Raw genomic sequence first — 22,622 nt, forward strand, 5'->3', positions numbered from 1 at the left:
TTTAAATGGTAGTGAAAATAAGAATTAAAAAAAAACTCTTGTCATTATTTTAAAACTATGTAAATATAGGTGTCAAGACAGTTGAAAAGTGTAAAGTAGGAGGCAACAATTATGCCAAGCGCAGATGTCTTAATTATTGGAAGTGGCGTTGCGGCACTTCGTGTTGCAAAAGAGATTTGTCACGAAAAGAATGTGATTATTATCACAAAGGAGACGAAACGTAATAATAATACACATTTAGCTCAAGGTGGAATTGCCGCAGCGGTAGCTACATACGACAATCCTAATGATCATTTTGAAGATACGCTAGTAGCAGGGTGTCATTATAACAATGAAGAAGTGGTCCGTTATTTAGTCGAGGAAGGACCGAAAGAGATTAATAACCTTATTGAAAATGGAATGAAATTTGATGGAGATGAAACAGGTCCTCATCTTGGAAAAGAAGGAGCGCATCGAAAACGTCGTATTTTACATGCAGGTGGCGATGCAACAGGAAAGAATTTATTAGAGCATCTTATTCAAGAAGTAGCTCCATACGTTACTGTAGTGGAACAGGAAATGGTGCTCGATTTTATTATAGAAAAAGATAAATGTGTTGGGGCTTTAACTCGCAACAATAAAGGAGAATTGAAACGTTACAATGCAGATTATACGGTGTTAGCTTCAGGCGGTATTGGCGGTTTATACGCCTTTACTTCTAATGATGAGACGATTACAGGCGATGGACTTGCAATGGTGTACCGTGCAGGCGGAGAGCTTGTAGATTTAGAGTTTATACAATTTCATCCGACGATGTTATACGCGGGTGGGCGTTGTTCTGGTCTTGTGTCCGAAGCTGTTCGCGGAGAAGGAGCTGTCCTTATAAATGGAAAAGGGCAGCGTTTTATGATGGATATACATTCCGAACAGGATTTAGCGCCTCGTGATGTAGTCGCAAGGGCTATTCATGAACAGCTACTTGCGGGTGAAAAAGTGTACTTAAACATCGAAATGATTCAAAACTTTGAACAACGCTTTCCGACCGTGTCATCGATATGTAAAACAAATGGAGTCGATATAAATAAAAAACTTATTCCAGTCGTGCCTGGTACTCATTTTCACATGGGCGGCGTGAAAACGAACTGTGATGGAGAGACGTCTATTCCGAACTTATACGCAGTCGGTGAAGTAGCTTGTAACGGGGTTCATGGTGCAAATAGATTAGCGAGTAATTCATTATTAGAAGGTCTTGTGTTTGGAAAAAGAATCGGACGACACATTTTATCTAGAGAGACAAAAGAAAAGGTGAACATGCTAGCCGAAAAGGAAGCAAAGTTTATCGTTCTGAATCATTTACCGACGAAAGAAGAAATACAAAAATGCATGATGAAATATGTTGGGATTGTGCGAACAGAGCAAAGTTTATCTTATGCGAAGAGATGGCTTAGTAAGTATGGTGTTCGAAATATGATATTACAACATGATGTTCTTACGAATGAAGAGATAACGCTTATTAATATGTTAACGGTTTGTGAGCTTATAGTTGTGTCAGCCTTGCAAAGAGAAGAAAGTATTGGCGGGCATTACCGGAGTGATTATCCAGATAGAAATATAGGAAAGAAAGAGATTGTTCGAGTAAAGAGAAAACGACAACTTGTGTAATGAGGGGAAGAGGGGCTTTATGAACACGATAAAAGTTAAAGAAGCATTAAATCGATTTTTTTTAGAAGATATAGGGGAAAGAGATGTAACATCTCAGCTTATTTTTCCAGATAACTTGCTTTCGAAAGGAACGTTTCTTGCGAAGGATACAGGGGTCTTTGCAGGACGTTTAGTAATTGAATCAGGATTTAAATTAATTGATGAGAGAATTGAAGTAGAGCTTCATAAAAAAGATGGGGACCTTGTAGAAAAAGGCGAAATCATTGCAACTGTGCAAGGTCCAATTGCATCGTTATTAACAGCAGAGCGCGTTATATTAAATGTTATTCAGCGTATGAGCGGAATAGCGACGATGACGCGTAAAGCGGTTCTTGCTTTAGATAGCAGTCATACTCGCATTTGTGATACGCGAAAAACGATGCCAGGACTACGTATGTTTGATAAGCATGCAGTCGTGTGCGGCGGTGGATTTAATCATCGCTTCGGTTTATATGATGGTGTCATGATTAAAGACAATCATATTGCGTTTGCTGGTTCTATTACAAAAGCTGTTACATCAGTGAAAGAGAAGTTAGGACATATGGTGAAAGTAGAAGTAGAAACAGAAACTGAGGAACAGGTGAGAGAGGCTGTTGCTGCTGGTGCTGATATTATTATGTTCGATAATCGTACGCCAGATGAAATCCGGGAGTTTTCAAAAATTGTACCAAGTGCTATCGTTACAGAAGCTTCAGGGGGCATCACAATTGAAGATTTACCGAAATACGGAAAAACAGGGGTAGATTATATTTCACTTGGAGCGTTAACACATTCAGTGAAAGCACTTGATATTAGTTTCAATATTGAAGGATAAGGAAAGTGGCTTAGAGGGGAGAAACGTATATGAGTATTTTAGAACAAGTACAGCCAATTGAAACGATGTTACCAGAGCGTTATTACACGATGTCAACGGAAGATATGGAAAAGCGTGTTCGTGAAATTAAAGAGAAAATGGGGAAAATGTTATTCATTCCAGGGCATCATTATCAAAAAGATGAAGTGGTACAATTTTCAGATGCAGCAGGGGATTCACTTCAGCTTGCACAAGTTGCAGCGAGCAATAAAGACGCAAAATATATTGTGTTTTGCGGGGTGCACTTTATGGCGGAAACAGCAGATATGTTAACGACAGATGATCAAGTTGTCATCTTACCAGATATGCGTGCAGGTTGTTCGATGGCGGATATGGCAGATATTGAACAAACAGAAAGAGCATGGAAAGAGCTCACGAAATTATTTGGAGATACGATGATTCCGTTAACATATGTGAACTCTACAGCTGCAATTAAAGCGTTTTGTGGTCGTAACGGAGGAGCAACAGTAACATCTTCTAATGCAAAGCAAATGGTATCTTGGGCGTTTACTCAAAAAGAACGTCTCGTCTTTTTACCAGACCAACATTTAGGGAGAAATACAGCGTACGATTTAGGTATCCCGTTAGATAAAATGGCAGTATGGGACCCACACACAGATTCATTAGAGTACGATGGGGATATAGAAGAAATTCAAGTAATTTTATGGAAAGGGCATTGTTCTGTTCATCAAAATTTTACAGTGAAGAACATTGAGAGCGTACGAAAAAATCATTCTGATATGAATATTATTGTACATCCAGAATGTTGTTATGAAGTTGTAGCTGCTTCAGATTATGCAGGCTCAACGAAATATATTATTGATATGATTGAATCAGCGCCATCTGGTAGCAAATGGGCGATTGGTACAGAAATGAATTTAGTGAACCGAATTATTCAGCAACATCCAGATAAAGAAATTGTTTCACTTAATCCATTTATGTGTCCGTGCTTAACGATGAACCGAATTGATCTGCCTCACTTATTATGGACACTTGAAACGATAGAAAGAGGAGAAGAAATTAACGTTATTAGCGTAGAGAAACAAGTAACGGCAGAAGCGGTTCTTGCATTAAATCGTATGTTAGAGCGTGTGTAAAGCAACGGTATTCCTGTTGCTTTTTTTCATACATATAATCATAACGAGAACGAAATGGGCATACATTGTTTTGAAGAAATCATTGTGGTTCTTTATGCTTATTCCGCTTCGAATGATATTGAAAATCGAAGAAGTGATAAAAGTGAAAAGAAGTTAATGTTATTTAGAAAGAGTTACTTCATGAGATTTGTTACTTATAGATAAGTTATACAGGAGGGGGAAAATTTGAAAATTCATATCGTGCAAAAAGGGGATACCCTTTGGAAAATTGCGAAAAAGTACGGAGTGGATTTTGACACGTTGAAAAAAACAAATACACAACTTAGTAATCCAGATTTAATTATGCCAGGTATGAAAATTAAAGTGCCATCCAAGAGTGTTCACATGAAACAACAGGCTGGAGCAGGTTCAGCGCCTCCAAAGCAATACGTAAAAGAAGTGCAGCAAAAAGAATTTGCAGCAACACCAACTCCGCTTGGAATAGAAGATGAAGAAGAAGTTACGTATCAATCAGCACCAATTACACAGCAGCCAGCTATGCAACAAACACAAAAAGAAGTGCAAGTAAAACCGCAAAAGGAGATGCAGGTAAAGCCGCAAAAAGAAGTACAGGTAAAGCCGCAAAAAGAGGTACAGGTGAAACCGCAAAAAGAACAGCCAATTCAAAAAGAAAAACCAGTTGAAAAACCGTCTGTTATTCAAAAACCACCTGTGATAGAAAAACAAAAACCGGCGGAAAAAGAAAACACGAAGTTTTCGGTAAATGTATTACCGCAGCCGCCACAACCACCAATAAAACCGAAAAAAGAATATAAAATTTCAGATGTAATAAAAAAAGGAAGCGAGTTAATTGCTCCTCAAATTAGTAAAATGAAACCTAACAATATCATTTCTCCGCAAACGAAAAAAAACAATATAGTATCGCCGCAAGTGAAGAAAGAAAATGTAGGAAATATAGTATCGCCGCAAGTGAAGAAAGAAAATGTAGGAAATATAGTATCGCCACAAGTGAAGAAAGAAAATGTAGGAAATATAGTATCGCCGCAAGTGAAAAAAGAAAATGTAGGGAATATAGTGTCACCGCAAGTGAAAAAAGAAAATGTAGGGAATATAGTGTCACCGCAAGTGAAAAAAGAAAACGTAGGGAATATAGTATCGCCAAATGTATCGAAAGAAAATGTAGTTATTCCACAAGTCATACCGCCAAATATTCAAATGCCAATCATGGATAACAACCAACCACCGAATATAATGCCAATCATGGATAACAACCAGCCACCGAATATAATGCCAATCATGGATAACAGCCAGCCACCGAATATAATGCCAATTATGGATAACAACCAGCCACCGAATATAATGCCAATTATGGATAACAACCAGCCGCCGAATATAATGCCGATTATGGATAACAATCAAATGCCGAATATGATGCCGATTATGGATAACAATCAAATGCCGAATATGATGCCGATTATGGATAACAATCAAATGCCGAATATGATGCCAATCATGGATAACAATCAACCACCCAATATGATGCCGATTATGGATAACAATCAACCACCCAATATGATGCCCTATCAAATGCCGTATCAACAGCCCATGATGCCGCCGAATCCGTATTATCAACAACCAAATCCATATCAAATGCCATATCAGCAAGGAGCGCCGTTTGGACCGCAATATACGTCTATGCCAAACCCGAATATGATGCCAATGGATAATAATATGCCGCCGCTTGTGCAGGGTGAGGAAGATTGTGGATGCGGAGGAGAAAGTAGACTATATAGTCCACAACCAGGCGGTCCGCAATATGCGAATCCTTTATATTACCAACCAACTCAGTCTGCATATGCACCACAGCCAGGAACGATGTATTATCAACCAGATCCACCGAATGTATTTGGAGAGCCCGTTTCAGAAGAAGAGGACGAAGAAGAAGTTTAAAAAGGCGGGAGTATTCCCGCCTTTTTTACATTCCTGTTAATTAAGAAAATGAAGTTTTTTTATGAAGTGCTAGAAAATTCCCAGTGAAATATTAACAGTGTAAAAACCTTCTCGGTTACTCATCATAAGAGGGAGCTTTTCAGTAGAGAAGCTCATTCTAACAGAGGGGGTTTTTGTATTGAATACGAAAGTAAAAGTGATTGCTGCTTCTTTGTTAGTTACCAGTGCATTAGCTGCATGTGGTACACCGAAAGATAACAATGCAATGGATGGACGTAACTACAATTACGAGCGTACATCTTATAATGATACACACCAGTATCGTGATAATGTGACACGTAATGATCGTTATACAGATTATGTAACATATAGAAATGGTCGTAACGATACAGGATACAATTATTATCGAGATGTAAATTACAATGGACAAATTGCTAATCCGCATCCAACTCGTAATATTACAATGAACAATTCATACATTAACAATGATGGTAAAACAGCTGAAAGAATAACAAATCGTGTGAAACGTATGAATAACGTAGACCGTGTGTCTACAGTTGTATATGGAAACGATGTAGCGATTGCGGTAAAACCACGTAACACAGTGACAAATGAAACGGCGATGGCTAACGAAATTCGTCAAGCTGTTGCAAATGAAGTTGGAAACAGAAACGTATATGTTTCTGTAAGAAATGATATGTTTACTCGTGTCGATGCAATGAGTACGCGTCTACGTAACGGTACAGTTACAAACGATTTTAATCGTGACATAGTGAATATGTTCCGAGACATTCGTTACGGTTTAACTGGTACAGTGCGATAACAAAACAAAAGAGGAAGGGATAGCCCTTCCTCTTTATTCATCGTTGTCTTGTAAGCGACGTTTTTTAATAAAATAACTAACGGAATAAGAAACTAAAAAGCATATGAAAAGAATACTACCTGTTGAAATAGCTTCAAATAGAGGTCTTTCTGGACTGAAAATAATATAAATAATAGCCGTAACGATTCCTACAATAAGGGAGTGGAAGACAAGTTTGTAATAAGGAGTTAACTGTATTTCCTTTTCGCCTTCTTCTACATCGATTGAAACACTTAACTGTAAATAAGCAAGTAAAATACTTGTAAACATAAATAATAGCCACAATGGAGATTTCGTAATTTGATCAATGCCTTCAGTGAATCCGATATAGCCTAAAATTCCAACTACGCCAATGTATTGAAAAAGAAAGACAATACGTATGTTTTTTAACATTTGAAGAATGAGGCGTTCATCCTTTATTTTTTTCATAATATTCATCCCCTGCTTATTATGATTTCGCTGTCACATTAATTGTAACATATATATTGCAATTATCAATTTATAATTTACATAAAATAATTTGGATGAAAGAGGAAATAAAATATTTTTATAAACATGTTGCACTTATACTTTATTAATGTTATATTAGCAAAGCGATGAGCTAATTTACGTAAGACGAGAGATATGCTTAAGTGCTAAACACGCGAATGTGGTCGCCTGGTCTCTCGCCGTAAACGCATCAAGACGCCTGCTTTGCAGGCGTCTTTCATTTTATATAAAAGTAAATGATACATGCAGATGAGGTAAACCCTTATCTGCATTTTTTATTTTTCGAAAGAAATGTAATATGGATAAAACCCCCATTTCCGGAAAAACTACTAATGAAAGTATGATCTTGCCTAAAAGAGGTGAACGGAAATGAAATGGATACTGATTGCGATGCAAGCTTTCGTTATGATGTTTTGTTTCGTTTATGGAACGAATGTGAAGGCGGAAGGGCCAGTACCAGAAGTAACGAAAAAAGAACCTGAGGTTACAATTTTATTAGAGCGTATGTATGTTGATGGCGAAGTAAGCGAAGAAATACTTACAGAAAAAGTGACGGATTTAGAAAAGTTTTTACAGCAGTATAAAGAATGGCAGCTCGTTGATCGTGATGATGTACAAATTGTATTGCAAAAGAAAGTTGATGATATTTCTCCGTTATTGAAAACGAGCGGGTATTTTGGTGTTTCAGAGGAAGGGATATTACAAATTTTCAAAGGTGTACCGAAAAGTGATAATGCGATCCATTCTTTCTTTCAAATTGATATGAAAAAGCTTGAGAGCTATGAACGTGCGAAATTGAAACGTGGCATTCGTATTAAATCAAAAGAAGGTTTTGTGAAGACGATTGAAAAAATGAAGCAATACGCAGTTCAAAGTAAGAAAAAAAGCAGCTCATGGTGAGCTGCTTTTTTTCTTATTTGTTTTTAGCTAAAATTTCTTTTGCGATTTCATCAATTAGCATATCTTTTCCGATTGGATTGAATGCTTTCGTATTGAAGACTTCATTTGATACTTCATATACGTGATTATTTTTAACTGCTTTATTGTCTTTCCAAACGGCACTGTTTTTGTAGTCTTCGTAAACTTTATCAGCTTCGCCGCCGAAGTTTACAATAAACATTTGGTCAGGCTGGAATGCAACTAGACCTTCTAGTGATACTTGCGCCATCGTTTGTTTTAAATCCGTACCTTTTGTTGCTGGAAGTTTTAAGTCATTAAAGATGATGTCACCGTATCCGAAGCTACCGTATACACGGAAGTTTTGTGGTGTAACTGCAACGAACATAAAGTTCTCATCTTTTGTTTTCTCTTTAATTTTTTTAGATAAAGAGTCTGCTTTCTTATCGTAGTCTGCAATCCATTGGTCTGCTTTCTTCTCTTCGTCAAATAGCTTACCTACTTCTTTAAACTTACCACGCCAGTCTTCTAAGTTTGTTTCTAGAACAACTGTAGGTGCAACCTTTTCTAGTTGATCATAAATTTTTAATTGACGGTTGTTTAAAATAATTAAGTCTGGTTTTAAAGCAGTAACAGCTTCTAAATCAACTTTAGGTGCCCAGTACCAACCTACTGCTTTTACTCCATCTAACTTGTCTGTTAAGTGATTTTGGATTTTATCTTTATATGTATTTGCTGTACCAACAGGTTTGTGTCCAAGAAGTAATAGTTCTTCTGTTGATCCAGATAAGTCAACAATTCTCTTTGGATTTACTGGAATTGTAGCTTCACCTTTAGCATGTTTTACAACTTTTGTTTTCGGTTGTTCTTTTGCCTTCGATTCTTCTTTTTGAGAAGAACAGCCAACGATAGAAAGAACAACGAGCATAATAGTAAATAAAATAAATAGCTTACGTTTCATCCTGATGTAACCCCTTTAATTAGTATTGATAATCATTATCGACTTCTGTATATTAAGGTGCTTTAACCTTTCTGTCAATGGAAAATAACAGAAGTTTCAAGTGGAGAACATTTGTTGGGGCAGTCTCGCTTTTCTATCATTAAATATGTTAAAATGGAATACATGATTTAAGAGGGAGAGATCGTATTTTGTTTGAATATGTTACAGGTTACGTGGAGTATGTAGGGCCGGAATATGTCGTAATTGATCATAATGGAATTGGTTATCAAATTTTCACACCAAATCCGTATGTATTTCAAAGAAGTAAGCAAGAAATCCGTGTCTATACATATCATTATGTGAGAGAAGATATTATGGCACTTTACGGGTTTAAAACACGTGAAGAGCGTTTATTATTTACAAAGTTGTTAGGCGTGTCTGGCATTGGGCCAAAAGGAGCTCTTGCAATTTTAGCTTCTGGTCAAACAGGACAGGTCGTTCAAGCGATTGAGCATGAAGATGAGAAGTTTTTAGTGAAATTCCCAGGCGTCGGAAAGAAAACAGCACGCCAAATGATTTTAGATTTAAAAGGAAAACTAGCAGATGTCGTACCAGATGCATTTGTTGATTTATTCTCAGACACAGAACGTTTTGATGAGAAGAAAGGTTCATCAGCTGAGCTTGATGAGGCACTGGAAGCTCTCCGCGCACTTGGATACGCAGAACGCGAAGTTTCTCGTGTTGTACCAGAGTTATTAAAAGAATCATTAACGACGGATCAGTATATTAAAAAGGCACTTAGTCTTTTACTAAATGGTAAGAGGTGAGTATAATGGACGAACGTCTCCTTTCAGGGGAATCTGCATATGAAGATGCGGATTTAGAATATTCATTACGGCCACAGACGCTCCGTCAGTATATTGGCCAAGATAAAGCAAAACATAATTTAGAAGTATTTATTGAAGCGGCGAAAATGCGTGAAGAAACGTTAGATCACGTGCTTTTATATGGACCACCAGGTCTTGGTAAAACGACGCTTGCGAATATTATTGCCAATGAGATGGGCGTTAATGTTAGAACAACTTCAGGTCCCGCAATTGAAAGACCAGGAGATTTAGCTGCTGTATTAACAGCGCTTCAGCCAGGGGATGTATTATTTATTGATGAAATTCATCGTTTGCATAGATCAATTGAAGAAGTATTGTATCCTGCGATGGAAGACTTTTGCCTTGATATTGTAATTGGAAAAGGGCCTTCAGCACGTTCTGTACGCCTAGATTTACCGCCATTTACATTAGTTGGAGCAACAACACGTGCTGGAGCATTATCGGCACCGCTTCGTGACCGCTTCGGTGTACTTTCAAGGTTAGAGTACTACACAGTAGATCAGCTTTCTGCGATTGTTGAACGTACAGCAGAAGTATTTGAAGTTGAAATCGATTCGTTAGCTGCATTAGAAATTGCAAGACGTGCTCGTGGTACACCTCGTATTGCGAATCGTCTTTTAAGACGTGTACGTGATTTCGCGCAAGTTCGTGGTAACGGAACGGTTACGATGGAAATTACACAAATGGCATTAGAGCTACTGCAAGTAGATAAATTAGGTCTAGATCATATTGATCATAAATTACTGCTTGGTATTATTGAGAAATTCCGTGGCGGTCCAGTTGGATTAGAAACGGTTTCAGCAACAATTGGAGAAGAATCTCATACGATTGAAGATGTGTATGAGCCGTATTTATTACAAATTGGCTTTTTACAACGAACGCCAAGGGGCCGAATTGTAACGCCGCTTGCGTATGAACATTTCGGAATGGAGATACCAAAAGTATGACGGAGATGCCAAAGCTGCTTATTACAGCCGGGATCTTACTCATCGTTGTTGGATTAGCTTGGAAGTTCATTGGAAGGCTTCCAGGCGATATTTTTGTGAAAAAAGGAAACGTTACCTTTTATTTTCCTATCATTACATGTATTGTGTTAAGTATTGTATTATCTTTTATTATGTATATAATAAATCGATTTAAATAAGAAATAGGTGGATATAGCTATGGATATAAATCTGTTTGATTTTCATTTACCAGAAGAACTTATTGCACAAGTCCCGTTAGAAGATCGTGAAACATCAAGATTAATGGTGTTAGACCGTGAAACAGGTGATATTGAGCATAAACATTTTACGGATATTCTTTCTTACTTACATGAGGGGGATTGCTTAGTTTTAAATGAAACGAAAGTTATGCCTGCTCGTTTGCACGGTGTGAAAGAAGATACAGGCGCGCACATTGAAGTACTTCTTTTAAAACAAGAAGAAGGTGATAAGTGGGAAACGCTTGTAAAGCCAGCGAAACGTGTAAAAGAAGGAACTGTTATTTCTTTTGGCGAAGGGAAATTAAAAGCAACTTGCACAGGAACTGCAGATCAAGGTGGACGCCAGCTTGAATTTTCATATGATGGCATCTTCTATGAAATTTTAGATGAACTTGGGGAAATGCCGCTTCCTCCATATATTAAAGAGACGCTGGAAGATCGCGATCGCTATCAAACAGTATATGCGAAAGAAATCGGTTCAGCAGCAGCGCCGACTGCGGGACTTCACTTTACAGAAGAGTTACTTGAGAAGTTAAAGCAAAAAGGCGTTCAGTTAGCATTCATTACACTTCACGTAGGACTTGGAACATTTAGACCAGTTTCTGCAGACACGATTGAAGAACACCATATGCACGCAGAATATTATCATATGTCTGAAGAGACAGCGGCATTATTAAATCGTGTGAAAGAGAATGGTGGACGTATTATTACTGTAGGTACGACATCAACTCGTACGTTAGAAACAATTGCAACAGATCATGACGGTAAGCTCTGCGCCGCTTCTGGATGGACAGATATTTTCATGTATCCGGGATATGAATTTAAAGCAATTGATGGTTTAATTACAAACTTCCATTTACCGAAATCAACATTAATTATGCTTGTAAGTGCATTTGCAAATAGAGATAATGTACTTCATGCTTATAATGAAGCAGTAAAAGAAAAATATCGTTTCTTTAGCTTCGGTGATGCAATGTTCGTTGCATCTCACGCTAAAATGAGAAACAAATAAAAGGAGTAAGTTATGACAGCAATTCGTTATGAATTTATTAAGACATGTAAACAAACGGGTGCCCGTTTAGGTCGTGTGCATACGCCGCACGGTTCATTTGATACACCAACATTTATGCCAGTTGGTACACTTGCAACAGTTAAGACAATGTCACCAGAAGAATTAAAAGCAATGGATTCTGGCATTATTTTAAGTAATACGTATCATTTATGGCTACGTCCAGGTCATGAAATTATTCGTGAAGCAGGCGGCTTGCATAAATTTATGAACTGGGATCGTGCAATCTTAACAGACTCTGGTGGTTTCCAAGTATTCAGTTTAAGTGACTTCCGTCGTATTGAAGAGGAAGGCGTTCACTTCCGTAATCACTTAAATGGAGATAAATTATTCTTATCACCAGAAAAAGCGATGGAAATCCAAAATGCATTAGGTTCAGATATTATGATGGCATTTGATGAGTGTCCACCATTCCCAGCTACTTTTGAATATATGAAGAAATCTGTAGAGCGTACGAGCCGCTGGGCAGAACGTTGCTTAAAAGCGCATGAACGTCCGCAAGATCAAGGTTTATTCGGTATTGTACAGGGCGGGGAGTACGAAGAGCTTCGTCGTCAAAGTGCGAAAGATCTTGTTTCAATGGACTTCCCTGGTTACGCTGTAGGTGGTTTATCTGTTGGTGAACCGAAAGATATTATGAACCGTGTTCTTGAGTTTACAACACCACTTCTTCCAGATAATAAGCCTCGTTACTTAATGGGTGTAGGTTCTCCTGACTCGTTAATCGATGGCGCAATTCGTGGTATTGATATGTTTGACTGTGTACTTCCAACTCGTATCGCTCGAAATGGTACATGTATGACAAGTGAAGGTCGCCTTGTTGTAAAAAATGCGAAATTCGCAAGAGACTTCGGTCCGCTTGATCCAAACTGTGATTGCTACACATGTAAAAACTACTCACGTGCGTACATTCGTCACTTAATGAAATGTGATGAAACGTTCGGAATTCGTTTAACGTCTTATCACAACCTTCATTTTCTGTTAAACTTAATGGAGCAGGTGAGACAAGCTATTCGTGAAGACCGTCTTGGCGATTTCCGCGAAGAGTTCTTTGAACAGTATGGCTTTAATAAACCGAATGCTAAAAACTTCTAATACATAATTTAAAAGGAGGAACAAAAGATGAATGCAGGTATGATGAATATCGTTATGATCGTTGCGATGTTTGCGATTTTCTATTTCTTATTAATTCGCCCGCAACAAAAACGTCAAAAAGCAGTTGCTCAAATGCAAAGTGAGTTAGCAAAAGGTGATGCTATCGTAACAATCGGTGGTTTACACGGTACAATCGAATCAGTAGATGAGACAAAAATCGTTATTAAATCTGGTGGTTCACACTTAACTTTCGATCGCAATGCGATTCGTGAAGTTGTGAAAAACTAATGTGGAAGGCCCTGCATGAAATGTGCAGGGCCTTTTTTAGTTACTTTGCTTTGACATATTTACACCGAAAATACCACCGAGTGTACTCGCCCCCATTAATGCTAATTGATATAGTAATTGTGAGTTCGATAAGGTTTGAGAAAAGCCTAAATAGTTAACTAGAAAGACGAGTATAGTGAACGTGAGCCCTGTTGTGAAACCTACTAGCCAACCTTTTCCTTGAGCCTTTTTGCCGGCAGTAAATCCAGACATAAGCATAGATAAAAGAGCGAGTATAAAAATAGTAACGGTTAATGTCCCTTCATTTATATTCGTAAACTTTAATAAAAGAGCCATAATCATACTAGTAATAGATGCGAGAATTAGTAGCGTAACAATACCGAAGCCAATTGCAGTTGATAATTTTTTCGTTCCATCCATTTATGCATTCCCCCTTTTTAATACAAGCATATTTTCCTTTTGCTCAAGTTAGACTAGTTTCTTTTTTATAGGGGAGTCTATACGTAAAAAAGGAGATGTAGAAATGGAATGGATATCGGTAATTGGACGGACAATGCTTTTGTATATCATCATCTTAATTATTTTTCGTCTTATGGGTAAACGTGAGATAGGAGAGCTAAGTGTATTAGATTTAGTCGTATTTATTATGCTTGGAGAAATGGCTGTAGTAGCAATTGAAAATACCGATAAATCACTTTTGCATCAATTAGTTCCGATGACTTTTCTTATGTGCATACAAATCATTTTGTCAGTCATTTCATTAAAGTTTCAACGATTTCGGCATTTAATAGAAGGTGAACCAGCAATTATTATTAATGCGGGAAAGATTGATGAAAAAAAGATGAGAAACCAACGATATAATATTGATGATTTAATGATGCAATTAAGGGAACAAGGAGTTGGAGATATTCGGGATGTAGAATATGCTATTTTGGAACCGTCTGGGAAGTTATCTGTCTTTCAAAAACAAAAAAATAAACAAGATACATTGCAGTTTACGCTTCCTCTTATTATTGATGGAGAAATTCAATCTAGTCATTTACAAATGATTGAGCATACAGATGAATGGCTTATTGAGAAATTAAAAAACTTAGGTTATAACGATATAACACAAATTTTATACTGTAGTTTTCAAAATGGACAATTTTTTGTTGATGTAAAAGAAAATTAGAGACTTATCCTTTGGAAGAGTAAGGATGATTAGTATAACTAATAATCAGTGGAGATTACCCCACTGATTAAAGTTTCACCTTATTTCAAAAATGAAAGCTTACGAATGATAGGGAGACGACTTAACTCTTCTTTTCGAATGAGTTTGAAAGTGAAGAGAAGTACGATATAAACAATTGTTGTTAAAGTGATTTCCCATAATGTTTGTATGCCAAGGGAATGAGAGAAAATAATATATTTATGAAGATAAAAACCGAAGGCGCCTGCGATACCGATGGCAAGTCCGCCGAAAATATAGTCTTTTGCGTAAATGGTAAATGTAATCTTTTTTAAAACAGTAGCGTAGTGAAGAAATGTTACTGTTACAATATTTGCAGCAATAGCAAGTGCAACCCCCATCATTTGAAACTCTGGCCTTGATGCTAGTACAAAAATAACGATTAATTTCACGATGGCACCAATAAATGTATTCATCATTGCGGCTCTTGCTAAGTTTAAAGCTTGCAAAACAGAGGTAAGTGGACTTTGGAAATAATGAAATAAAAAGCAAGGCGCAAGAAGTTGAATGAATGCTGTTGCGCTGTCTGATCCATACATAAGAGTTAAAACAGGAGAAGCGAATACGTATAATATAACGACAGACCATCCGCCGGTAATTAATGAAATTCGAAGTGCTTGTTGTAAACGGTGCTCTACTAATTTATGTTGTCTTTTTGCCATTGCTTCACTAATAGAAGGAACGAGCGCTGTAGAGAGAGCGTATGTAATAAAGGCAGGTAGTGATAGGAGCGGGAATGCATAACCGTTTAATATACCGTATTGCTGGGTTGCAACAGAAGCAGCGACACCAGCGATTGCTAAGCTTTGCATAACGACAATAGGTTCAAAAAAATATGAAACGGAGCCGATTAAACGACTTCCTGTAGTTGGAAGGGCAATATCCATCAGAGAATAAAATGTCCCTTTGCTTTCCTTTACAGTAGTGAAAAATCCAGAGCGTATTGATAAATGTTTTTCTCGCTGAAATAACGTGAGTAAAAATAATAAGGATGCAACTTCACCGAGAACAGCTGATAACATAGCGCCGGCTGCAGCATATTCTATGCCGTAAGGTAAAAATAATTGAATGCATATAGCGATAATGGTAATGCGGACGACTTGTTCTAGAACTTGCGCATAAGCGCTAGGTTTCATATTTTGTTTCCCTTGAAAGTAACCACGCAACACAGAAGAAACAGCAATAACAGGAACAACGGGCAAAATGGCCATTAATGGATAGTAGGTTCTTTCGTCGGTTAATAATGTTTTTGCTAAAATAGGTGTGAGGAACATAATTCCGATTGTTAAAATGATACTAATAACGGATGTAACAGCTAGTGATACGGTTAATATTTTTTTAACTCTTTGTTTATCGTTCACAGCTTCCGCTTCTGCTACAAATTTTGCGATTGCGACAGGAAGACCAATTTGTGTCAATGTAATTGCTAAAATGAATGTAGGAACGGCCATCATATAAAGACCAACGCCTTCTTCTCCTAAAATACGTGCCATTACTATGCGGTTGATAAAGCCGAGTATTTTTGTAATAAAGCCGGCTATCATTAAAATAAATGCGCCTTTTAAAAAGCTTTGTCTCGTCATGTTCTTCTCCTACCTTCTCAAAATCAATGGAATGATTTACAATAATTTATATGCACGTACGAGACAAGAATGACAAGCATTTAAGAGAGTGAAGTATGATAGTGCTCTTGAAAGTAGTTATTGCTGTCCATTAGAGCGGGATTAAAGCGACTTTTTCGTGCTGAAATAAGAAGGAGATGTTTATAGATGTTAGATAGAGAGGCTTTGGTAGAATCATACCGCGGACAGTTACAAGTCGTTTTAGAAAGTAAAGTAGAAGAGTTTCAAATGTTCGGTTACGACCGAGTGACAGATGATGACATTTGGAAGTTTCTTAAAGTGAAAAAGTGGAAGAAGATAGACAGCGATGTTAGATTGTATGAATTAGTTAATGACGTATTAACAGTAACAGCTAATGAATATATGACATATTTAACTGTTGAAGCTTACCAAGCGCCACTTTGGTCATTTGATGAGTACGAAAATAAATAACCGACTGCAATTGGTTTGTTCTTCCTTTTGCAGTATAATGATATGTATTGATAAAGAGGAAATAATTATGTCTAAGATTATATATAAAGGAGGTAGTGAAGAGGAAAATAAATGATGGAAGTGTAGGTAGTGTAAAAGCTTACCTATAGAGCTAGTGATGAACTAGCAAAAATTATAGAAAGGAAGTCTACTAACTAGGCGTATGCACACGTATAGCAGTGAATCGTAAGAGATTTATTGAAAGTGTTAGTAGCAGAAAGAGGGTACATATGGCAAAGCGTGGTACGAGAATTGCCGCCTTTTTCCTCATCGTCTTATTAATCGGTGGAGTAATTGGTGCGGCAGGAAAAGACATAGCAAAAGGAATTAGTCTAGGACTAGACCTTCGCGGTGGTTTTGAAATTCTGTATGAAGTAAAACCAGCCAAAAAAGGTGATAAAATCGATCGAGATGTACTTGTAAGTACAGTAGGTGCTCTTGAAAATCGTGTCAATGTTCTCGGTGTAAGTGAGCCGAACATTCAAATCGAAGGGCAAGATCGAATTCGTGTACAGCTTGCTGGTGTACAAGATCAGCAAAAAGCACGTGAAATGTTATCAACACAAGCGAAATTAACATTCCGTGATGTGGATGATAACCTTCTTATGGATGGAACGGATTTAAAAGGCGGCGGAGCGAAGCAAACATTTGATGAGCAAGGCCGTGCGAGCGTAGGTCTTACACTAAAAAGTGCTGAAAAATTCCGTGAAGTAACTGAAAAAATTTCTAAAATGCCACCACCAACGAATTTAATGGTAATTTGGCTTGACTTTGAAGAAGGAAAAGATTCGTATAAAGCAGAATCTGCAAAACCGAATCCGAAATTCTTATCAGCAGCAACAGTAAACCAAGTATTTAACCAAGCTGAAGTATCTATCGTAGGTGGAAACTTCACAGTTGAAAGTGCGAAACAACTTTCATCTTTATTAAATGCAGGTGCACTTCCTGTTGATTTAAAAGAAATGTATTCAACATCTGTTGGAGCGAAATTTGGTCAACAAGCGTTAGAGCAAACGATTTTCGCTAGTGCGATTGGTATCGCTCTTATTTTCTTATTTATGCTTGTATTCTACCGTTTACCAGGACTTGTAGCGGTTATTATGTTAGGGTTATACATTTTCGTTACATTACTTGTCTTTAACTGGATGCATGCAGTTCTTACGTTGCCAGGTATTGCAGCGTTAGTGCTCGGGGTAGGTATCGCAGTTGATGCAAATATTATTACGTACGAGAGACTGAAAGAAGAGCTGAAAATTGGTAAGTCAATGATGTCGGCATTCCGTGCTGGTAACCATCGTTCATTAGCAACAATTCTAGATGCAAACGTTACGACTCTTGCAGCAGCTGGTGTGTTATTCGTTTATGGTAATAGCTCTGTAAAAGGATTTGCAACAAGTTTAATCGTAAGTATTTTAGTTGGTTTTATTACGAACGTATTCGGTACTCGTTTCTTACTAGGTCTACTTGTAAAGAGCCGTTACTTTGATAAAAAACCAGGATATTTTGGTGTGAAACAAAAGGATATTATTCCATTAACAAAAGGTGTAGTACATCCGCCAACAAGATTTGATCGTATTAATTTCGTAAATATCGGTCATAAATTCCTTATCTTCTCGATTGTAGTTGTAATTGCGGGTGCAATTATCTTACCAATTTTCAAATTGAATCTTGGTATTGACTTTGCGAGTGGTACACGTATCGACTTGCAATCAAAACAAGCCGTTACTGTGTCTGATGTTCATAAAGATTTTAAAGAATTGAACATTGATGTGAAGGAAGAAAATATTGTACCGACTGGAGATGACAATAAAGGTTTCGCAGTTCGTACATTAGGTGTTTTATCAAAAGATGAAATTGCGAAAACAAAAACATTCTTCCACGATAAATATGGTACAGATCCAAACGTAAGTACAGTTTCACCGACAATCGGTAAAGAAATTGCACGAAATGCATTTATCGCAGTACTGATTGCTTCTGCGGTTATCATTTTATACGTAAGTATTCGTTTCCGATTTACGTATGCGTTATCTGCAGTACTTGCATTATTACATGACGCATTCGTTATGATTGTTATGTTTAGTATTTTCCAACTAGAGGTAGACTTAACGTTTATTGCTGCAGTACTAACAATCATCGGTTATTCTATTAATGACTCGATTGTTACATTTGATAGAAACCGTGAATTATACAAACAGAAAAAACGAGTGCGCGATATAAAAGATCTAGAAGAAATCGTAAATGCAAGTATTCGCCAAACGCTTGGTCGCTCGATTAACACCGTATTAACAGTGTTATTCCCAGTAATTGCACTGCTTATCTTCGGTAGTGAGTCACTACGTAACTTCTCGTTTGCGCTACTTGTTGGATTAATTGTAGGTACGTACTCTTCTGTTTTCGTTGCCTCTCAAATTTGGTTAATGCTTGAAAACCGTCGTTTGAAAAAGGGAAGAAACAAGAAGAAGGTTGAGAAAGTAGAATCTGAACCGCAAGTATAGAAAAGATGATGTCTCTTTATGAGGCATCTCTTTTTTCGTTTGTGGATACAATAAGATAGCAACTTTTTAACAGAAAGAAGATGGAAGAAAGTGGTGGTGTTATCGCTGTTTTTGTTAAAATAAAAAGATAGGTTAAGAAAAGAAGGGATTTTAATTATGGAAAAAGATGAACGTTTTAAACAGGCCGAGTTTGGTGCTATTGTCGGGATCGTTGGTAATATTATATTAGCGATTGTAAAGGCGGTAATTGGTTATATTGGGAACAGTAAAGCGCTATTAGCGGATGCCGTGCATTCTGCATCAGATGTAATAGGTTCGCTAGCTGTACTTTTTGGATTGCGAGCGGCAAAGCAGCCACCTGATGAGGATCATCCGTATGGTCATGGTAAAGCGGAATCGATTTCAGCGATTATTGTTGCGGTATTATTATTTATTGTGGGACTTGAAATCGCGATTTCGTCTATAAAAGCTTTTTCGCAAGAACTAGAACCGCCGAAAGGAATTACGATATTTGCTGTTGTTCTTTCAATCGTCGTGAAAGAAGGAATGTTTCAATATAAATTCCGATTAGGGAAAAGAGTAAACAGTGATGCAATTATTGCAAATGCATATGAGCACCGTTCGGATGTATTTTCTTCAATTGCAGCTTTAATCGGTATTTGTGCAGCTATAATAGGTGGTAAGCTTGGTATAGACTGGCTTGTATACGCTGATCCAATTGCGGGATTAGTTGTTTCACTTCTTGTTGTAAAAATGGCATGGAGCATTGGAGCGGAAGCAATTCATGCAACGCTTGACCATGTTCTTCATGAGGAGGATGTTATTCCGCTTAGAGAAGCAGTTCTTCAAGTAGATGGTGTGAAAAAAATTGGTTCTTTATATGCACGGGAGCATGGTCATTATGTTATTGTCGATATTAAAGTGTCCGTAGATCCATACATTACTGTAGAAGAAGGACACCGTATTGGAAAACATGTGAAAGAAATACTTATGAAACAAGATAATGTACAAAATGTATTCGTACATATAAATCCGTATTCTCCAAATTAAACATCATTAACATTTTAGTATATAGATATTGCATCGTAGTTTGCATTATATTGTCACCCCTTAATCTGTCTTGTATAATGAACAGGTTAAGGGGTGATTTCGTGTTACAACCGAAGACGCGTTGGAAAGAAAAAGAATATAATGACGAGCGAGTGAGTGAATTAGCAAGTAAATTACAGTTATCGCCACTTGTCGTTTCGTTATTCCTCGGTAGAGGACTCGATACAGAAGATAAGATTTTAGATTTTTTAAATACAGAAAATCAAGAATTTCATGATCCATTTTTATTAGAAGGAATGGATAGAACGGTAGAACGTGTAAATAAGGCGATTCAAAATGGAGAGCAAATATTAATATTTGGTGATTACGATGCGGACGGAGTAAGTAGTACGACAGTTTTATATCTTGCTCTTCAAGAATTAGGTGCAGAAGTAGAATTTTACATTCCAAATCGTTTTACAGAAGGGTATGGACCGAACGAAGAAGCATTTCGTTGGGCGCATAGCGCAGGGTTCTCGCTAATTATTACTGTCGATACTGGTATTGCAGCGGTACATGAAGCGAATGTAGCGAAAGAGCTTGGAATAGATCTAATTATTACAGATCACCATGAGCCACCGCCAGAATTGCCAGAAGCACTTGCGATTATACATCCGAAATTAGATGGCGGTGTATATCCGTTTCACTATTTAGCTGGTGTAGGTGTTGCGTTTAAAGTTGCGCATGCACTATTAGGCCGTGTACCAGAACATTTATTAGAGATCGCAGTAATTGGTACAGTAGCCGATTTAGTATCACTTCATGGTGAAAATAGGTTGCTAGTGAAACGCGGTTTAAAACATATGCGTATGACGAGAAATATTGGTTTGAAGGCATTGTTTAAAGTTGCTAACGTTTCGCAAAGTGAAATTACCGAAGAGAGTATTGGTTTCTCAATTGCACCTCGTATTAATGCGGTTGGGCGTTTAGAAGATGCTGCGCCGGCTGTACACCTTTTATTATCAGATGATCCAGAGGAAGCGAAAGAGCTAGCTGAAGAAATTGATGAGCTGAACAAACTGCGAAAAGATATTGTAAAGCAAATTACAGAAGAGGCTATCGCTGAAGTGGAAAATAACTTCCCACCAGAAGAAAATAAAGTATTAGTACTTGCGAAAGAAGGCTGGAACCCAGGGGTAATTGGAATTGTTGCTTCGAAATTAGTTGAACGTTTTTATCGTCCGACGATTGTATTAAGCATTGATCCTATAAAAGAAACAGCAAAAGGCTCAGCACGTAGTATTGCAGGATTTGATTTGTTTGCAAATTTATCAGATTGTAGAGAGTTATTACCACACTTCGGAGGGCATCCGATGGCAGCGGGAATGACGCTACATATGAATGATGTAGATGAATTACGTCGCTGCTTAAATGAACAAGCAGATGCAATTTTAACAGAAGAAGATTTTATTCCAATTACAGCAGTTGATGTTTTTTGTAAAGTAGAGGATGTAACGCTAGCGGCAATTGAAGATATGCAAAAACTAGCCCCGTTTGGTGTTGGAAATCCGAAACCACGTATTGCAGTAAAAGATGCAGAGTTAGAAAGCATTCGCGCAATCGGATCAGATGGCTCTCATTTAAAAATGGCTCTTCGTGATGGACAAGCAACACTGGATACAATTGGATTTGGCTTTGGTGCATATGCGAAAGAAATCTCTCCAGTTGCAAAAGTATCTGTAATAGGAGAAGCGTCTATTAATGAATGGAATAACTTTAAGAAGCCACAACTAATGGTACAAGATATTGCTGTAGAGGCGTGGCAATTATTTGATTGGCGTAGTATGCGTAATGCAGAAGCAAATTTAGCAGAACTTCCGAAAGAAAAAATAACAATGGTGTATTTTTCTGAAGAGGTATTGAATAAATTTTCTTTAGAGAGCTATAAAGAAAAGCTCATGCATGCTTCAGAAGTAACGCATTTAGATGATCAATATATCGTGTTACTTGATTTACCAAAAGGAACAGATGAATTACGTGAGCTATTTAAGGTAGGATTCCCAGCGCGAATTTATACGCTATTTTATCAAGAGAATAACCACTTATTTAGTACAGTTCCGACCAGAGAACACTTTAAATGGTACTATTCTTTCTTAAGCCAAAAAACACCATTTTCTTTAAGACAATATGGAGAACAACTATGTCGTCATAAAGGTTGGTCAAAAGATACAGTAAATTTCATGACACAGGTGTTTTTTGAGTTAGAATTTGTTACAATAAAAGATGGCGTCATTTTTATGGCAGACAAAAAACAAAAGCGTGATTTAATTGAATCGAACACATATCGTGAGAAAATGAACCACTTACAATTAGAAAAAGAATTGGTTTATAGCACATATCAGCAACTATATACATGGTTTGAAACGATTCGTAATCATAAAGAAGTAGAACAGTTAGGGTAAAGGA

The 22,622-nt window shown here is 37.3% G+C and carries 20 protein-coding genes and 1 pseudogene; 17 read left to right on the top strand and 4 right to left on the bottom strand.

The annotated features are described in order from the left end of the window. Window positions 1–111: 111 nt before the first annotated feature. The 5 genes and pseudogenes from nadB (at window position 112) to ACTFR3_RS19660 (ending at window position 6,403) form a co-directional block, all read left to right on the top strand. On the top strand, window positions 112–1,641 hold the full coding sequence (gene nadB, locus ACTFR3_RS19640) for an L-aspartate oxidase (protein ID WP_001138531.1): 1,530 nt from the start codon (window positions 112–114) through the stop codon (window positions 1,639–1,641). Window positions 1,642–1,660: 19 nt separating this feature from the next. Further along, on the top strand, window positions 1,661–2,494 hold the full coding sequence (nadC, locus tag ACTFR3_RS19645; RefSeq protein WP_001092227.1) for a carboxylating nicotinate-nucleotide diphosphorylase: 834 nt from the start codon (window positions 1,661–1,663) through the stop codon (window positions 2,492–2,494). A 29-nt stretch (window positions 2,495–2,523) separates the two neighbouring features. Continuing rightward, window positions 2,524–3,630, top strand: coding sequence for a quinolinate synthase NadA (gene nadA / locus ACTFR3_RS19650; RefSeq protein WP_322372370.1), 1,107 nt, complete (start codon window positions 2,524–2,526; stop codon window positions 3,628–3,630). Between the two features lie 225 nt (window positions 3,631–3,855). Continuing rightward, window positions 3,856–4,012: pseudogene (safA, locus tag ACTFR3_RS19655) on the top strand (SafA/ExsA family spore coat assembly protein); the annotation flags it as partial. 1,746 nt (window positions 4,013–5,758) lie between these two features. After that, the gene (locus tag ACTFR3_RS19660; protein ID WP_001093536.1) at window positions 5,759–6,403 is read left to right on the top strand and encodes a YhcN/YlaJ family sporulation lipoprotein; all 645 of its coding nucleotides are present in this window, start codon (window positions 5,759–5,761) and stop codon (window positions 6,401–6,403) included. A 33-nt stretch (window positions 6,404–6,436) separates the two neighbouring features. Here ACTFR3_RS19660 and ACTFR3_RS19665 read toward each other — a convergent pair whose 3' ends face one another. Beyond that, on the bottom strand, window positions 6,437–6,871 hold the full coding sequence (locus ACTFR3_RS19665) for a hypothetical protein (protein ID WP_000721223.1): 435 nt from the start codon (window positions 6,869–6,871) through the stop codon (window positions 6,437–6,439). 429 nt (window positions 6,872–7,300) lie between these two features. On the opposite strand from ACTFR3_RS19665, the gene ACTFR3_RS19670 reads away from it, so the two are divergent. Further along, window positions 7,301–7,831: a BofC C-terminal domain-containing protein gene (locus ACTFR3_RS19670; protein WP_000871192.1), complete on the top strand. Its 531-nt coding sequence runs from the start codon at window positions 7,301–7,303 to the stop codon at window positions 7,829–7,831. 13 nt (window positions 7,832–7,844) lie between these two features. Here the strand turns inward: ACTFR3_RS19670 and ACTFR3_RS19675 are convergent, their stop codons facing one another. After that, window positions 7,845–8,789: an iron-hydroxamate ABC transporter substrate-binding protein gene (locus ACTFR3_RS19675; RefSeq protein ID WP_440044697.1), complete on the bottom strand. Its 945-nt coding sequence runs from the start codon at window positions 8,787–8,789 to the stop codon at window positions 7,845–7,847. A 188-nt stretch (window positions 8,790–8,977) separates the two neighbouring features. Between ACTFR3_RS19675 and ruvA the strand changes: the two genes are divergently transcribed. From ruvA to yajC, 6 genes are read left to right on the top strand one after another with little or no spacing between them, the layout of a single operon-like run. After that, on the top strand, window positions 8,978–9,595 hold the full coding sequence (gene ruvA / locus ACTFR3_RS19680) for a Holliday junction DNA helicase RuvA (protein ID WP_000464511.1): 618 nt from the start codon (window positions 8,978–8,980) through the stop codon (window positions 9,593–9,595). A gap of 5 nt (window positions 9,596–9,600) precedes the next feature. Beyond that, window positions 9,601–10,602 carry a Holliday junction branch migration DNA helicase RuvB gene (ruvB, locus tag ACTFR3_RS19685; RefSeq protein ID WP_000344449.1) on the top strand — a complete coding sequence of 334 codons (1,002 nt, stop codon included), beginning with the start codon at window positions 9,601–9,603 and terminating at the stop codon, window positions 10,600–10,602. Next, window positions 10,599–10,799 (top strand): DUF2905 domain-containing protein, encoded by a 201-nt coding sequence (locus tag ACTFR3_RS19690; RefSeq protein ID WP_000138162.1) that lies wholly within the window; start codon window positions 10,599–10,601, stop codon window positions 10,797–10,799. Before ruvB ends, ACTFR3_RS19690 begins: the two co-directional genes overlap by 4 nt. 19 nt (window positions 10,800–10,818) lie before the next feature. After that, window positions 10,819–11,871 (top strand): tRNA preQ1(34) S-adenosylmethionine ribosyltransferase-isomerase QueA, encoded by a 1,053-nt coding sequence (queA, locus tag ACTFR3_RS19695; RefSeq protein WP_000354014.1) that lies wholly within the window; start codon window positions 10,819–10,821, stop codon window positions 11,869–11,871. Window positions 11,872–11,883: 12 nt separating this feature from the next. Continuing rightward, the gene (gene tgt, locus ACTFR3_RS19700) at window positions 11,884–13,023 is read left to right on the top strand and encodes a tRNA guanosine(34) transglycosylase Tgt (RefSeq protein WP_000125365.1); all 1,140 of its coding nucleotides are present in this window, start codon (window positions 11,884–11,886) and stop codon (window positions 13,021–13,023) included. A 27-nt stretch (window positions 13,024–13,050) separates the two neighbouring features. Beyond that, window positions 13,051–13,311 (top strand): preprotein translocase subunit YajC, encoded by a 261-nt coding sequence (yajC, locus tag ACTFR3_RS19705; protein WP_000991115.1) that lies wholly within the window; start codon window positions 13,051–13,053, stop codon window positions 13,309–13,311. Window positions 13,312–13,347: 36 nt separating this feature from the next. On the opposite strand, the gene ACTFR3_RS19710 is transcribed toward yajC, so the two are convergent. Continuing rightward, complete coding sequence (locus ACTFR3_RS19710; protein ID WP_000349148.1) at window positions 13,348–13,731, bottom strand: TIGR04086 family membrane protein; 384 nt, start codon at window positions 13,729–13,731, stop codon at window positions 13,348–13,350. Between the two features lie 103 nt (window positions 13,732–13,834). Here ACTFR3_RS19710 and ACTFR3_RS19715 point away from each other — a divergent pair, with 103 nt between their 5' ends. Further along, window positions 13,835–14,482, top strand: a complete 648-nt coding sequence (locus tag ACTFR3_RS19715) for a DUF421 domain-containing protein (RefSeq protein WP_000454833.1) — start codon at window positions 13,835–13,837, stop codon at window positions 14,480–14,482. Between the two features lie 80 nt (window positions 14,483–14,562). Here the strand turns inward: ACTFR3_RS19715 and spoVB are convergent, their stop codons facing one another. Then, a complete protein-coding gene (gene spoVB, locus ACTFR3_RS19720) occupies window positions 14,563–16,122 on the bottom strand; it encodes a stage V sporulation protein B (protein ID WP_000198301.1) in 1,560 nt (519 codons plus the stop codon). 186 nt (window positions 16,123–16,308) lie between these two features. On the opposite strand from spoVB, the gene ACTFR3_RS19725 reads away from it, so the two are divergent. The 4 genes from ACTFR3_RS19725 (at window position 16,309) to recJ (ending at window position 22,618) form a co-directional block, all read left to right on the top strand. Beyond that, entirely contained in the window at window positions 16,309–16,593 is a 285-nt protein-coding gene (locus tag ACTFR3_RS19725) for a post-transcriptional regulator (RefSeq protein WP_000886980.1), read from the top strand. 269 nt (window positions 16,594–16,862) lie between these two features. Beyond that, entirely contained in the window at window positions 16,863–19,127 is a 2,265-nt protein-coding gene (gene secDF / locus ACTFR3_RS19730; protein WP_001119067.1) for a protein translocase subunit SecDF, read from the top strand. A 156-nt stretch (window positions 19,128–19,283) separates the two neighbouring features. After that, on the top strand, window positions 19,284–20,177 hold the full coding sequence (locus ACTFR3_RS19735; RefSeq protein WP_000409743.1) for a cation diffusion facilitator family transporter: 894 nt from the start codon (window positions 19,284–19,286) through the stop codon (window positions 20,175–20,177). A gap of 101 nt (window positions 20,178–20,278) precedes the next feature. Continuing rightward, window positions 20,279–22,618 (top strand): single-stranded-DNA-specific exonuclease RecJ, encoded by a 2,340-nt coding sequence (gene recJ / locus ACTFR3_RS19740; protein WP_078186719.1) that lies wholly within the window; start codon window positions 20,279–20,281, stop codon window positions 22,616–22,618. The last annotated feature ends 4 nt before the right edge of the window (window positions 22,619–22,622 follow it).

This window comes from Bacillus cereus group sp. MYBK14-1, assembly GCF_051916885.1.
In the GTDB taxonomy this organism is placed as follows: Bacteria; Bacillota; Bacilli; order Bacillales; family Bacillaceae_G; genus Bacillus_A; species Bacillus_A cereus.

Bases quoted from the DNA above. Each gene is read 5' to 3' on its own strand.
- nadB (WP_001138531.1), top strand. From the start codon at position 112: ATGCCAAGCGCAGATGTCTTAATTATTGGAAGTGGCGTTGCGGCACTT.
- nadC (WP_001092227.1), top strand. From the start codon at position 1,661: ATGAACACGATAAAAGTTAAAGAAGCATTAAATCGATTTTTTTTAGAA.
- nadA (WP_322372370.1), top strand. From the start codon at position 2,524: ATGAGTATTTTAGAACAAGTACAGCCAATTGAAACGATGTTACCAGAG.
- ACTFR3_RS19665 (WP_000721223.1), bottom strand. From the start codon at position 6,871: ATGAAAAAAATAAAGGATGAACGCCTCATTCTTCAAATGTTAAAAAAC.
- ACTFR3_RS19670 (WP_000871192.1), top strand. From the start codon at position 7,301: ATGAAATGGATACTGATTGCGATGCAAGCTTTCGTTATGATGTTTTGT.
- ACTFR3_RS19675 (WP_440044697.1), bottom strand. From the start codon at position 8,789: ATGAAACGTAAGCTATTTATTTTATTTACTATTATGCTCGTTGTTCTT.
- ruvB (WP_000344449.1), top strand. From the start codon at position 9,601: ATGGACGAACGTCTCCTTTCAGGGGAATCTGCATATGAAGATGCGGAT.
- ACTFR3_RS19690 (WP_000138162.1), top strand. From the start codon at position 10,599: ATGACGGAGATGCCAAAGCTGCTTATTACAGCCGGGATCTTACTCATC.
- queA (WP_000354014.1), top strand. From the start codon at position 10,819: ATGGATATAAATCTGTTTGATTTTCATTTACCAGAAGAACTTATTGCA.
- tgt (WP_000125365.1), top strand. From the start codon at position 11,884: ATGACAGCAATTCGTTATGAATTTATTAAGACATGTAAACAAACGGGT.
- yajC (WP_000991115.1), top strand. From the start codon at position 13,051: ATGAATGCAGGTATGATGAATATCGTTATGATCGTTGCGATGTTTGCG.
- ACTFR3_RS19710 (WP_000349148.1), bottom strand. From the start codon at position 13,731: ATGGATGGAACGAAAAAATTATCAACTGCAATTGGCTTCGGTATTGTT.
- ACTFR3_RS19715 (WP_000454833.1), top strand. From the start codon at position 13,835: ATGGAATGGATATCGGTAATTGGACGGACAATGCTTTTGTATATCATC.
- spoVB (WP_000198301.1), bottom strand. From the start codon at position 16,122: ATGACGAGACAAAGCTTTTTAAAAGGCGCATTTATTTTAATGATAGCC.
- ACTFR3_RS19725 (WP_000886980.1), top strand. From the start codon at position 16,309: ATGTTAGATAGAGAGGCTTTGGTAGAATCATACCGCGGACAGTTACAA.
- secDF (WP_001119067.1), top strand. From the start codon at position 16,863: ATGGCAAAGCGTGGTACGAGAATTGCCGCCTTTTTCCTCATCGTCTTA.
- ACTFR3_RS19735 (WP_000409743.1), top strand. From the start codon at position 19,284: ATGGAAAAAGATGAACGTTTTAAACAGGCCGAGTTTGGTGCTATTGTC.